Source organism: Parendozoicomonas sp. Alg238-R29, assembly GCF_947331445.1.
In the GTDB taxonomy this organism is placed as follows: domain Bacteria; phylum Pseudomonadota; class Gammaproteobacteria; order Pseudomonadales; family Endozoicomonadaceae; genus Sansalvadorimonas.
On the sequence record NZ_CAMZOG010000014.1, the window covers coordinates 23,523 to 35,990 of the forward strand.

Here is a 12,468-nt window from a genome sequence, read left to right on the forward strand (position 1 = left end):
CTTTGCCTACTATGGCATTACATCTTGGTTATGCGCATGGAAAGGTCAATTGCTTTGCAGTCTTTGGTCAGCACACCAATGGATATGAAGTCTACGCCTGTCTGGGCAATGGGTAACAGTGTTTGATCTGTAATTCCGCCAGAAGCTTCCAGTTTGGCACGCCCTTTGTTCATAGCCACTGCCTGACTCATATTATCCAGTGAAAAGTTATCGATCATGATAGTGTCAGCGCCGCACTCAAGAGCGATTTCTAACTCAGAAAGGGATTCCACCTCAACTTCAACAGGCTTGCCCGGGGCGATTTCTCTGGCTGCTACAACGGCCTCTTTAATTCCGCCACAGGCGGCAATATGGTTTTCTTTGATCAGGAATGCATCGTACAGACCGATCCGGTGATTATGGCAGCCTCCGGTGCGTACCGCATATTTCTGGGCTTGTCGCAGGCCGGGAATGGTTTTGCGGGTATCCAGCAATTTGACACTGGTACTTTCAACCTTTGTTGCATAGTTGTGGCACAGGGTCGCGGTGCCAGACAGCATCTGCAGAAAGTTCAGGGCAGCCCGTTCGCCAGTGAGAAGGCTGCGTGCCGGACCTTTTAAGGTGAAGAGAATGGTGTCGGCTTCAACCATGGCACCTTCTTCCACATGCCACTCAACCTGAACATTTTGATCAATCTGGCGGAAAACTTCATCAACCCATGGCCTGCCACAGATTACAGTTGCTTCTCTCGTCAGAACACGGGCTTCTCCGGTTCTGTCTGCGGGAATCAGGCTAGCGGTAATATCCCCACTGCCTATGTCTTCTGTCAGCGCCTGCCGGACATTATCAGTAACAGACTGTTCAAAAAGCGGCTGCTGCCAGGTTGTGGTCATGCTGAAATCCATGCACATCGATAATCGGGCAGGGGATTATATCAGCGTGAATCCAATTCGGGAGTACTTGAATGTGTAGCGCTGCCAAGATTAAGGTTAAGAGTGATGATAAAGGCGGTCCCTATACCGGGAGTGGAGTTAACACTGATGGTGCCGTGGTGGTTGTTGGTAATAATAAAGTAAGAGACAGAAAGGCCGAGCCCTGTACCTGAACCAATATCTTTGGTGGTGTAGAATGGCTCAAAAATACGGCGACGAATATCTTCCGGCATGCCAGTGCCATTGTCTTCCACGGTAATAACGGCCTTATCTTTCTCTCGTTGGGTACTGATGGAAATCTGCCCTTGCCAGTTGGATTCTTCCCGGTTGCTGATTGCCTGAGCTGCGTTCTTCAGAAGATTTAACAAAACTTGCTGAATCTCGTTGGCAATACAGGGTACTGGCGGAAGTTCGGGGTCAATACTCTGTTTAATGGTTATCCGTTTAAAGTCGAAACCCTGTTTCAGATTGAAGTCGGAGGCCGCAATCTCCAGTGTTTGAGCGATTAGCGCTCCCATGGGCATTGGGGTCAGGTCTCGGCTTTCCCGGCGACTGAACTGCAGCATATTGGAAACAATTTGGGATGCCCGCACACCAGCGTTGTGAATATTATCCAGAAATTTAGTTATCTCCCGCCGTGCAAGGTAAGCATCTATAGCTTCTAGTTTTATACCCAGTTCTTCTGCCGTTTCACTGTTTGCCTTCAGTTCTGGTGAAACCCGTCGCTTAATATTCTGAATACTTTGCAGGATGGCTCCCAGAGGGTTATTGATTTCGTGAGCCATACCTGCCGCAAGCCCACCCACAGACATCATTTTTTCTGTTTGTACCATCATCTCTTCCAGCTGCATTCTGCGGCTGATGTCATCAAGGCGGATAACGGCTCCATGTTGATCTACTTCGGTGAGCGGGTAGATCATCATATCCATATGTTTTTCGCCACCGGGCAGGGCGAGTAACAATTTTTCCAACTGGACGGCGGTTTCGCTGTCCAGAGCTTCCTGAACCTGTCCCAGTGTGTCCGCCAGGAAGGGCATCACCTCACCCAGGTATGTTCCCATAGCGTGATCATGATCTATACCAGTTAGAACAGAAGCTTCCCGGTTCCACTGGGCTACAGCCAGCTCTTCGTCCACTGCGACCAAGGCTGAGGGCATGGAATCAACAATACTGTTCAAGTGATGTTGCAAGCGGGTTAGCTGACGTTCTGTTTCTTTTCTACTGCGAACTTCCTGTTCCAGCTGTTTGTTACTCATATGGGTTTCAATCGCCAAAGCCTGTGCTTTCAGGCTGGCCTGTTCTGCTTTGTCTCTGGCCGTTGTCAGTAGTTGATCTCGGGCTTCTATACGACTCAGCATGGTATTGAATGTCTGGGCAAGAATACCGATTTCATCGTGATAGAACTTCTGCGCCCGCACGCCGTAGTTTTCTTCAATGGAAACCGTATTGGCGATACGTATAAGGTGCAATACTGGCAACGTTATGACACGTCGGATCATCCCGGCAGCCAGACTGCCAAACAGTAGAATAAACACCAGAATAATGACCACAGCGATGGTCATACCTGCATAAAAATCGATGGGAAGGGATGGGTCAGCCTGAATATAAAGGGTAACAACCCGCCCCGGGCCGGCGCTGATCTTTTTGAGATAGTCTGTTTCTGTCATCGCCTCATCGGGAGCGAGCTCAGGTAGAGGCAAGCTATCTCCCGGACAGAACTTTGCGTAAAGCTTGCCATCGGAATTGTAAATGGCAATGGCACTGATCTGGGAATACTCACTGGCAACGTGCAGAATATTTTCTGCTTCCAGCTTGTTGGTGAGTAAAGTATTGAGAACTGTCGGTTCGGACAAGATGCGCGAAACCGCCTGAACATTTGCTGGCACAAAGTTGTTTCTGGAAACCAGATAGGCAGAAACAATCAGAACAGCACAGGAAACCAGTGCAACACCCAGCACAACACTGAGCATAACAAGCACCAGCTTTCGGCTGATTGAAAGGCGGGACAGATAATCCTGAAATCCGTTCATTGAGCTCATTTAGAGTCTGATCTGGTATCAGAGTACATCGACTGCTGTAGATGGAAAAGTCTGTTAGTGAATATCTTTATCCGCCAGCGCCTGTATAAGCTGTTTATGGGCTGGTGCAGCGATACCGTGCTTTTGGGCTCTTGTCAGCAAATAGCCATTAATCCAGTTCAACTCCGTAGTGCGATTGTTGCGGACATCCTGAAGACTTGAATTGATATTCTCGGCTGTCACTTTAAGTACATGATTGACTGTTTCTAACAGTCTTTCTGCTGTAATGGTATAGCTGTCGGCAGAGAGGATCTGGGCAGTTTCTGTGCAAAGGTTTTGAACCTGTTTTTGGAGAGCTCCTTCAAGAAGGCTGCCATTTGGGCAGTCGTGCAGCACTGCCAGACCATTTATCGCAGAATTTATGGCTAGCTTTTCCTGTAACTTTTCCGTGATGTTATCCACAAAGGTTACATCTATATCTGTAATTTTTGTCAGGCTGTTGATTGCGGAATAATGCCCGAACTCCTTTGCCCTTGGGTTTAAGGGCCCTAGCCATGTTTTCCCTCTTCCAGCTCTGTGGATGTTTAAAAAGCTTTCCAGCCAGGCACCATCAGTTGTAGAACCTGCATAAACCGCATATTGAGGGAACAGTTCGGCAATCTGTTGCTGGCTTCCCATGCCGTTTTGTAAAAGCAGAATGGTTGCGTCAGAGGTCAGATTGTCTGCGATTGCATTCAGTGCGGGCAAGGCGTCACCAGCTTTAGTTGTGATAATCAGATTCTGAATAGAGACTTCGGTTGCAATGCTTTGGATATCAATGGGGAATTCTGTTCTCTGCTGATTCTCAGTTATGCAAAGTACAGGGCTTGGAGTGTTGTTATTTAATCGTTCAGGGCGTACAAGAAAAGTTGATGGAATATCACTTCGAAACAGTTGCCCGCCCCACAGACAGCCGATGGCTCCGGCTCCAAGAATATACCAATGGGGGTAAGCGGCAACTGTCATACACTTTTCCTCGTTCAATAAAACTGCGGGAAAAGAATAATCGCACAGGGCTGTTTAAAGAAGCAGTAAAGCCGGTATGTGAATAGTTTCCTGCTATCTATACTGACTTTGGCAATCTGCCATATTGACCGGGGAGAAAATAAATGAGCGCGCATACTTATAAAAAAATTGAGCTGGTGGGCAGTTCTACAAAAAGCAGTGATGATGCTATTCGTAATGCTCTTGCTAAAGCTTCAAAAACAATCAAAAACATGGACTGGTATGAAGTTGTTGAACACCGGGGACATATCGTAAATGGCGAAATCGCCCATTTTCAGGTTACTGTAAAGATCGGGTTCCGGCTGGAAGGCTAGGGGGCGTTCTTAAGTAGGCATCGAACTCGGCAATACCCTTCGGGCGGCGCTGAGTCGTATGCTTAACTGAGAGCGCCCCAGGTCTTGCAAAGGCTTGCTGGCGACCTGTAAGCCATTCGGGCTAAAATCCTGATCATTAAACGGATCTTGATGAACATACAGGAGAAGGGCGAATGCCTTCATTTGATATTGTATCTGAAGTGGATATGCACGAACTGACCAACGCTGTTGATCAGGCGAGCCGTGAACTGACTACCCGTTATGATTTCCGCGGTGTTGATGCCAGCTTTGAGCACAAGGAAGAAACCATTGTTATGACTTCTGACGCTGATTTTCAGCTGCGTCAGATGGTGGAAATGCTGCAAGGCAAAATGGTGAAGCGCGGTATTGATATTAAGTGCATGGAAGTTAAAGATCACTATGGTTCCGGCAAGCAGGTTAAGCAGGAAGCTGTGGTTAAGCAGGGTATTGATAAAGACCAGAGCAAGAAGATTGTTAAGCTGATCAAAGACAGCAAGCTTAAGGTTCAGGCTGCTATTCAGGGCGAAAAAGTGCGTGTCACAGGCAAGAAACGGGATGACCTGCAGTCCGCGATGGCAGCCTTGCGTGAAGCGGAACTGGATGTGCCTCTGCAGTTTGATAACTTCCGGGATTAATCTGTATTTCCTCCAGTCATAATAAGGCTGGAGGTGCTAACCTCTGTGCCACCACAACATTTCAAACTCAGGCAGGGATCGGCGAGTGGCGGATCAGCAAAAGGATTTAACTGAAAATACACTGTCCTCTCAAAGAAGCTGGAGCGAAGCCATTGCCGCCTGTTTTCAGGGGCGAGTGGTTGCCATGCTTTTTCTGGGTTTTTCGGCGGGCCTTCCTATTTTGCTGATTTTCAGCAGTCTTTCTTTGTGGCTTCGTGAAGCTGGTGTGGCTCGATCTACGGTCACTTTCTTCAGCTGGGCGGCTCTTGGTTATTCCTTCAAGTTTGTCTGGGCTCCTCTGGTTGACCGGCTTCCTCTTCCATTTCTTACATCATGGCTTGGGCGAAGGCGCTCCTGGCTGTTGCTGGCGCAATTGGCAGTTATTGGGGCGCTGGTATTTATGGCGTCCAATGATCCGCAAAACAGTCTAACTCTTGTGGCTGTTGGTGCCGTTCTTCTTGGTTTTTCATCAGCCACCCAAGATATTGTGATTGATGCTTACCGGATAGAAGCGGCTGATGAAAGCCTTCAGGCTCTCATGTCGTCCTCTTATATCGCAGGTTACCGGATAGGTATGTTGGCTGCCGGCGCAGGAGCATTATGGCTTGCCAGCTGGTTTGGTTCTGGAGATGGTGCAGCGTACAGTTATACAGCCTGGTCGCAGGCGTATCTGTGTATGGCTGCGGCGATGCTTATTGGGGTTGTAACAACATTTTGTATTCGTGAACCGGATGTACAAACTTCCGTTCATAAATACGGAACGCCAGATTATCTGCGCTTTCTTGGATTATTCCTTGTGGCAACAGTCGTATTTGCTTTGACTTTTGTTTACTTCAAACAGTGGGTTGCTCCGTTAACAGACATATTAAATGTTGTTGTGGATAAGCTGGTCGCTTCGTTTATTGCTGAAGTATCCCGTCTGCTAACCAGCCTCGTGGCTGCGCTGGTTGCAGCAAGGCTTATGGTTAAGCTGCATGTTGTTTCGCCCGCTATGGTGGATGAAACCTATGTTGCACCATTCAGGGATTTCTTTTTCAGGTATGGAAAGCTGGCGCTGTTTATCCTTCTGCTGGTGGGTACTTATCGTATTTCCGATATTGTTATGGGAGCTGTTGCTAACGTCTTCTACGATGATATGGGTTACACCAAAGACCAGATAGCCGGAATTACCAAAACCTTTGGTTTGTTGATGACTATTGCCGGTGGTTTTCTTGGTGGTTTGCTGGCGATTCGTTACGGCGTTCTCAAAAGTTTATGGTTGGGAGCTTTTCTGGCCGCTGCCAGTAATTTGCTGTTTGCGCTGCTTGCTGTGTCCAAGCCTGAAGTCTGGATGCTTGCTGGTGTGATTGCAGCTGACAACCTGAGTGGTGGGTTGGCATCAGCTGCATTTGTGGCTTACTTATCAGGTCTTACCAATCGTGCGTTTACTGCCATGCAATATGCAGTGTTCAGCTCTTTAATGACTTTGTTGCCGAAGCTTTTGGCGGGGTACAGCGGTTCAATGGTTGATGCAGTGGGTTACCCGTCATTCTTTATTGGAAGTGCATTGATTGGCTTTCCGGTATTGTTGCTTGTGACCTATGTAGGCAGAAGAGTGCCTCATTCTCCATCCCAGCGATAAGCTTTGAGATTAACTCTCTGACTGATAAATACCACGCCTTCGGCTTCCAGTCGCTCTTTCTGAGCTTGGTAACGTGTAGAACCATGGGGAAATGAAAGCTCTCCTCTGCTGTTTATCACTCTGTGCCAGGGCAAGTGACTGCCGGGAGGGAGTTGCGACAGAACGTTTCCGACAACCCTTGCTCCAGCAGGCATATCTGCCATTTCTGCAATCTGCCCATAGGTTGCTACTTTTCCTGCTGGAATTTCGCTAACAACCAGCCAGATTTTCTGGTTTCTGTTGAGTTCGGACACCCGTGTGCTTTCCTGTCGCTTTATCACTAAAGCATGAGGATAACATCGAGTGTAAAGTTCGTCTCTCAGGTTCTGCACGAGCTTTCAAAACTGCCAGACCACTGCCACAATGCACGGCTTCTGCATGATTTTGTTGTTAGCACCTGTTTTGTAGTCGTGGATGTTTGGTCGTAATTGCAGCCCTTATCGCCTTTTCTGTCTGACGTTATTTTGGGAGGATTACCGCCCGACAAAAATCGCAGCCGGTGGGCTATACGCTGGGGAGTGAGCGCAACTCAACAATTGGAAGGCAATCTATACGGTACTGCAGATTCCACGGTTTATTACCGCTTGGGCGATGAAGACCAGTTGCTCCTGGGCTTGGATTTAGGTTTAAAGTATCAGGTTACTAAAAGACTTTGGTTTAATATGCGCTACAGTCTGGACTTGGATTCGACCCCGCCGTCAGACGGGGTGCGCAGTAAAACCAGTGTGACTTTTGGGCTGGGTTTCGGCTGGTAAAAACTACAGGCTTTGCAGGAAATCCTTGCTCGGAGCAAAAAAAGCATTACCGGTTACAGCCTGAGTGAAGTCCATAAGGTGGTCGTAATGACCATTTTTATCCGCATGAATCATCTGTTCCAGCATCAGATCAAAGTGTCGTGGTGTTTGTGCGTAAGCGATAAAGAACAACCCATGCTCGGTAGAATCTCCGTAAGGCATGCTGTGGCGGAGAATTTCAAGACTCTTACCGTTTTCTTTCAGGTTTACCCGTTTGACATGTGCAATAGGAGCTTTCTCTTCATTTGAAAGCTCTACGTCGTCCTGCTTTGTTCTCCCGATAACCTGTTCTTGTTGATGCACAGGGCAGGCATTCCACAGTGGCAGGTTATGAATATAGCGCTGGGATTGAATATAACTGCCGCCAGCGAGAGGCTGACCTTCGGGAATCAGTGCTACAGCTGCGCGATTGTCTCCCTCAGGGTTTTCGGTGCCATCTACAAAACCGGTCATATCCCGGGATTCAAGGTAACGAAATCCGGAGACTTCTTCTTCAATCAAAACACTGTCACCCAGCTTTTCCATAATCAGGCGACTGAGCTCGAAATTAATATCTTTTCTATCCGAACGAATATGAATCAGGATGTCACCAGGGGTGCAGGGAGCCTGGCGATCATCGTTACGAAGTGCCTTAAACGGGGCCAGTTCTTCAGGGTAGTCCTGATCTCGGAATAACACTTTCCATGCTCGGCTGCTGAAAGCGATAGTTGATGAAAGCTTGCTGTCTGGGTAGCGAGTGAGTAACTGTTCGGTTATCAGTGGTAACTGGTTAGCAGCTCTTTTAACTGTGGTGATGCTTTCGGCATCGTTTTGCAGAAGAAGGACTAGAAAAGTGGCGTCAGTGTTAGCTTCAGGCAGAATCCCGGATTGTGGGGCAGACATGTTTATTCCTAATGGTGTCTTAAAACAAGCCCTTAATATGCCACACTTGGATGCTTGTACAGATCATAACGCGAACAATTTTAACGCAATTCGCTCTGTCTTCTGATTGTTAGGTTGGCTTGCTTTTTTGCCAGAGTTTTCCTCAATGGCTTTGGGCATGATGCTGCATCCATTAATCACTAATCAGGAGTGTTTATGCATTTCTTTAAAGATGTTGTATCAAAAACCACAGAGGTTATTAGCTATGGATTGGGCGTGAGCAATGATTCCCTCACTGAAACTACTACTGCGCAGGTAGGAGCTTCGGGGCACACTGTCACTCCTGTTACAGTTTCCACTACTGTTACAGTTTCCACTACTGCTGCTGCCACTTCTGCAGTTATCAGTACTGCGGCGACCTCTACTGCTATCGCTGCTTACCAGATTCGTGAGGCTCCTGCTGAGGCTAACCTTCTCCAAGGTGGCTCTAAGCGCCCTGTCAGTCCTACTGATCCTACTGATTCCTCCACAGAAAAAAAGATAAAATATGGTTCAAGAGAATGCGACATGAACTTTTTGGATGACGAAACAGGTGAGCTAAGGCTCGACCCGGAGAAAAGTATTACTGACACACCATGGTTACTTGAGAAAATAGCAAAACAACAAGAAGAAGCAGAAAGACGAAGAGAAGCAGAAAGACAAAAAGTAGAAAAACAAGAAGAAGAAAAACAAAAAGAAGAAAAACAAAAAGAAGAAAAACAAAAAGAAGAAAAGCGGGCTTCCTCAGCAGTCAGAAGCCATTCACCTACTAACCCTAAAACATCTGGAGGCATTGATCCTTATAACAGCTTGGAAGGTGTCAAAGTCAGTGTAGAAGTGCCGGATCATCTCAAAAAAGAGTATAGTCTTGAATCACTTGAAGGTAGTAGTTGCGTCGTTCTGGATAAAAAATCGTTCGATTTTTCTCTCGAAAAGAAGGTTCTTGGAAGGGAGGGTGTCTCGGGGCAGCAAGAGGCTTCGGAGCAGAGCGAGAAACCAAATAGTTAAAACTTGCCAACCAAGCAAGCGCTTGGTTAATCTTGTGGGCGAGTGAAAACAATAACAAAGGTATCTCCATGTTCACCGCCCACCATTTTGATGACAGTCATCGTCTGTTACGTGAGTCCGTTCGCCGATTTGTAGAGCAGGAAGTTCTTCCCTTCATTGATCAATGGGAAGAAGCAGAAGAGTTTCCCCGTGAGCTTTATCAAAAAGCTGGAGAGGCTGGTTTTCTGGGTATCGGTTATCCGGAAGAGCTGGGAGGTTTTGGCGGCGATGTGTTCCACAAGGTTGTATTCACAGAAGAGCTTATGAGGGCAGGCTCTGGTGGTCTTGCAGCAGGGCTTGGTTCCCACGATATTGGAATTCCTCCCATAAACCGTTTGGGTTCCGATGCTTTGAAAGAAAAGGTTATTCCTCCGGTATTACGCGGAGAGAAGATTGCTGCACTGGCGATTACCGAGCCAGGTGGTGGTTCCGATGTTGCAAATCTTAAAACCCGAGCGGTACGTGAAGGTGATTACTACCGGGTTAATGGTTCCAAAACATTTATTACCAGTGGTAGTCGGGCAGATTTTTATACTGTTGGCGTGCGTACCGGTGGCGAAGGGTTTGGTGGTGTCAGTCTGTTGATGATCGAAAAAGGAACTCCCGGTTTTTCTGTCAGCAAAAAGTTCAAGAAGATGGGCTGGCGTTGTTCCGATACTGCCGAGTTGTTTTTTGAAGATTGCATGGTGCCAGCAGAAAACTTGATTGGAGCTGAAAACCAGGGCTTTGCCGCCATTATGGGTAATTTTCAGAGTGAACGTTTGATGCTGTCTCTGATGGCTAACATGACTGCCCGTATGGCTCTCGAGCAATCACTGTCTTACGTTCGCGAACGTGCAGCTTTCGGTCGCCCCATTGCCAAATTCCAGGTGACCAAGCATAAACTGGCTGATATGGCGACTATGCTGCAGGCCAGTGAGGCTCTTACCTATCAGGTGGCTGACGCTATGAATCAAGGTAAGAGCGTGATTAAAGAAGTTTCTATGGCGAAAAATTTTGCCACGGATTGCAGCGATAAGCTGACCTATGATGCCGTTCAGCTGTTTGGTGGCATGGGCTTTATGCAGGAATGCATGGTTGAGCGTTTGTACCGTGATAACCGCATTCTGTCTCTTGGTGGTGGCACCAGAGAGATAATGAACGAAATCATCTCCAAGCAAATGGGGTTGTAAGCAGATTTCGGAGGAGCTGGTTTACCAGCCTCCTCCAAGTGAAAGATCCAGTTCCAGGTTCTGACTTTCCACTTCTGTTGGGGTTATATCCTGACGGCGAAAGTCGCTGGGAGATACGCCAGTCTCTTTTTGAAAACTGCGGCTGAAATGGCTGTGGCTGTTAAAGCCAAGGCGCCAGGCAATGTCTGAAACCGGCAAATGAGTAAGGTTAGGGTCCTTTAACAGGTTCTTGGCTTTGTTTAATCTGCGGTGCAACACTTCTTGACGAAAACTTGTGTCATGACGTTTCAATAATTTGAATAGATAGGCTCTGGATATACATGCGGCTTTAGCTACAGAGTCTGTACTGATATCCGGGTTTTCCAGTTGCTGGTCAATGGCAGTGAGTATGGAGGCCAATCGTTTCTGTTCCGGAGACTTTTTACCATGTACGGACTGCGTGTGATGCATGGTGATAGTCAGTAAATTAATTAACTGCTCACCCAGAGAGTGGCACACTTTTTCACAGGTTATATCGCTGAGCCCATTGACCATTCCCATTATTTGATTGCGCAGAATCATTCCCATACCCCTGTGGCAATCTAAAGGATGTGGAGTGTTGTCGGGCAACAGTTTTTGCAAATGTCGAAGCCTTGCCTCGGGAATCATTATCTGCAGGCAGCAGGCTGGAGAGAGGTAAACTGTTTCAATCGGGTAGCTTATATTAATCAGCAATGATTGGTTTCTACCCAGCGGCATATCTGTTCTGCCTTGACGAATCACTATAGTGCCGCTGACTGGCATGATCAGTACATATTCTTTTCTGGGCTTTCCAGAAATAACGGGTGGCTGGTTTCGAAGGCAGTGTTCCGTCGCATTTAGAATGCTTATTCGGAGATCACCGAGATGTGCGAGGCGCAACCGGCCATGGAAGTTTTCGGGGTCTTTGTCGGGTAGGTGCTCAAGAGCAACCGGCTGAAGATGGCTGAGAAACTGCGCCCACACGGCCAGCGAGTTCCTGGTCGGATGGCTTTCCGTATCCATGATTTTGAACATCAGCTTGCTCCAGTTCCCTTGGGGCTGCAGGTTTTCCAGTAAATGACATACTGTCTAGACGGTGAACTTACCCGACCATATCCTGTCCTATACAACTGATGACGATTGACGGCATTATAATGCCTAGATTGCATTAATAATGAGTCACGTTCAATCGCTTTCGTTATTTGATCAGTCAGTAGACTTATCGTCAAGTCACTGTCCACTTACAGACAAGCAATAAAAAAAACTTGTCGGTATAAATAATCACACAGGCTAAACAAACGTTAAAAAACGATAAGGTCTGTTTCAGAAGTGTTTTAAGTTCATTATTTATTGAGTGGTTTCAGGAGGTAAGCTTCATGGTTGCGGGTGATTCATCTGTAATAAATGCAATGGAAGAGCGTGTTGAAGATATTCTGACCATGTACGCCGCTGGTGTTATGTCTCGTATGGAAGATGACTACATCAAAAGCCTTGGTTGGGCACAGCGCGCAGAGGAGGCGGCATTTCAATTAGGAATTGATGCCAGAAAAGCAAACAGGCATGTCAGCTTTGGTGTTCCGAAACTTGATCGCGCTTATATACAAGGGCGGGCACAGGTTTCTTCATGTAAGGTATACGACATGACTGGTGCAGAAGTAAGTGTTGATGATCTGCCCAAGACAGCCTGATAAACGGCAGTAGAAATAGAAGTGAGAAGTTTCCATTAATCGTGAGTTATACGGCCCTGGCCTGATTTGAATTCCAATCAGAAACGTTCATAGAGTAAAGCCCTGCAAATTGCGGGGTTTTTTTATGGTTGATTCAATGTCTCTCACACCATGACTGACTTGCTAACAGCGAGTGAAGTCAATCTTGCAGTAGAGAAGATGCAGTATTCCCTGAAGTAAAGCGAC

General features: G+C 47.1%; 13 protein-coding genes. 7 read left to right on the forward strand and 6 right to left on the reverse strand.

The window, feature by feature from the left end; genetic code table 11:
• Nucleotides 1-17: 17 nt before the first annotated feature.
• From nadC to QMA35_RS05565, 3 genes are read right to left on the reverse strand one after another with little or no spacing between them, the layout of a single operon-like run.
• Nucleotides 18-872 (reverse strand): carboxylating nicotinate-nucleotide diphosphorylase, encoded by an 855-nt coding sequence (gene nadC, locus QMA35_RS05555; protein WP_281646145.1) that lies wholly within the window; start codon nucleotides 870-872, stop codon nucleotides 18-20.
• A gap of 41 nt (nucleotides 873-913) precedes the next feature.
• Complete coding sequence (locus tag QMA35_RS05560; protein WP_281646146.1) at nucleotides 914-2,950, reverse strand: ATP-binding protein; 2,037 nt, start codon at nucleotides 2,948-2,950, stop codon at nucleotides 914-916.
• 54 nt (nucleotides 2,951-3,004) lie between these two features.
• Nucleotides 3,005-3,934 carry a 2-dehydropantoate 2-reductase gene (locus QMA35_RS05565; RefSeq protein WP_281646147.1) on the reverse strand — a complete coding sequence of 310 codons (930 nt, stop codon included), beginning with the start codon at nucleotides 3,932-3,934 and terminating at the stop codon, nucleotides 3,005-3,007.
• A 143-nt stretch (nucleotides 3,935-4,077) separates the two neighbouring features.
• Here QMA35_RS05565 and QMA35_RS05570 point away from each other — a divergent pair, with 143 nt between their 5' ends.
• The 3 genes from QMA35_RS05570 (at nucleotide 4,078) to QMA35_RS05580 (ending at nucleotide 6,603) form a co-directional block, all read left to right on the forward strand.
• Complete coding sequence (locus tag QMA35_RS05570) at nucleotides 4,078-4,287, forward strand: dodecin (protein ID WP_281646148.1); 210 nt, start codon at nucleotides 4,078-4,080, stop codon at nucleotides 4,285-4,287.
• A gap of 173 nt (nucleotides 4,288-4,460) precedes the next feature.
• Nucleotides 4,461-4,943 (forward strand): YajQ family cyclic di-GMP-binding protein, encoded by a 483-nt coding sequence (locus QMA35_RS05575; RefSeq protein ID WP_281646149.1) that lies wholly within the window; start codon nucleotides 4,461-4,463, stop codon nucleotides 4,941-4,943.
• Nucleotides 4,944-5,028: 85 nt separating this feature from the next.
• Entirely contained in the window at nucleotides 5,029-6,603 is a 1,575-nt protein-coding gene (locus QMA35_RS05580; protein WP_281646150.1) for an MFS transporter, read from the forward strand.
• On the opposite strand, the gene QMA35_RS05585 is transcribed toward QMA35_RS05580, so the two are convergent.
• A complete protein-coding gene (locus QMA35_RS05585; protein WP_281646151.1) occupies nucleotides 6,582-6,896 on the reverse strand; it encodes an MGMT family protein in 315 nt (104 codons plus the stop codon). The two genes, QMA35_RS05580 and QMA35_RS05585, sit on opposite strands and share 22 nt — an antisense overlap.
• 210 nt (nucleotides 6,897-7,106) lie before the next feature.
• On the opposite strand from QMA35_RS05585, the gene QMA35_RS05590 reads away from it, so the two are divergent.
• A complete protein-coding gene (locus tag QMA35_RS05590; protein ID WP_281646180.1) occupies nucleotides 7,107-7,397 on the forward strand; it encodes a DUF481 domain-containing protein in 291 nt (96 codons plus the stop codon).
• Nucleotides 7,398-7,400: 3 nt separating this feature from the next.
• On the opposite strand, the gene QMA35_RS05595 is transcribed toward QMA35_RS05590, so the two are convergent.
• Nucleotides 7,401-8,318: a Dyp-type peroxidase gene (locus tag QMA35_RS05595; protein WP_281646152.1), complete on the reverse strand. Its 918-nt coding sequence runs from the start codon at nucleotides 8,316-8,318 to the stop codon at nucleotides 7,401-7,403.
• 195 nt (nucleotides 8,319-8,513) lie between these two features.
• Here QMA35_RS05595 and QMA35_RS05600 point away from each other — a divergent pair, with 195 nt between their 5' ends.
• Together QMA35_RS05600 and QMA35_RS05605 are read left to right on the forward strand one after the other, a co-directional pair.
• Nucleotides 8,514-9,344 carry a hypothetical protein gene (locus QMA35_RS05600; RefSeq protein ID WP_281646153.1) on the forward strand — a complete coding sequence of 277 codons (831 nt, stop codon included), beginning with the start codon at nucleotides 8,514-8,516 and terminating at the stop codon, nucleotides 9,342-9,344.
• 68 nt (nucleotides 9,345-9,412) lie between these two features.
• Complete coding sequence (locus tag QMA35_RS05605) at nucleotides 9,413-10,555, forward strand: acyl-CoA dehydrogenase family protein (protein WP_281646154.1); 1,143 nt, start codon at nucleotides 9,413-9,415, stop codon at nucleotides 10,553-10,555.
• Nucleotides 10,556-10,576: 21 nt separating this feature from the next.
• On the opposite strand, the gene QMA35_RS05610 is transcribed toward QMA35_RS05605, so the two are convergent.
• Entirely contained in the window at nucleotides 10,577-11,590 is a 1,014-nt protein-coding gene (locus tag QMA35_RS05610; protein ID WP_281646155.1) for an AraC family transcriptional regulator, read from the reverse strand.
• Nucleotides 11,591-11,931: 341 nt separating this feature from the next.
• On the opposite strand from QMA35_RS05610, the gene QMA35_RS05615 reads away from it, so the two are divergent.
• The gene (locus QMA35_RS05615) at nucleotides 11,932-12,243 is read left to right on the forward strand and encodes a hypothetical protein (protein WP_281646156.1); all 312 of its coding nucleotides are present in this window, start codon (nucleotides 11,932-11,934) and stop codon (nucleotides 12,241-12,243) included.
• Nucleotides 12,244-12,468 lie beyond the last annotated feature (225 nt).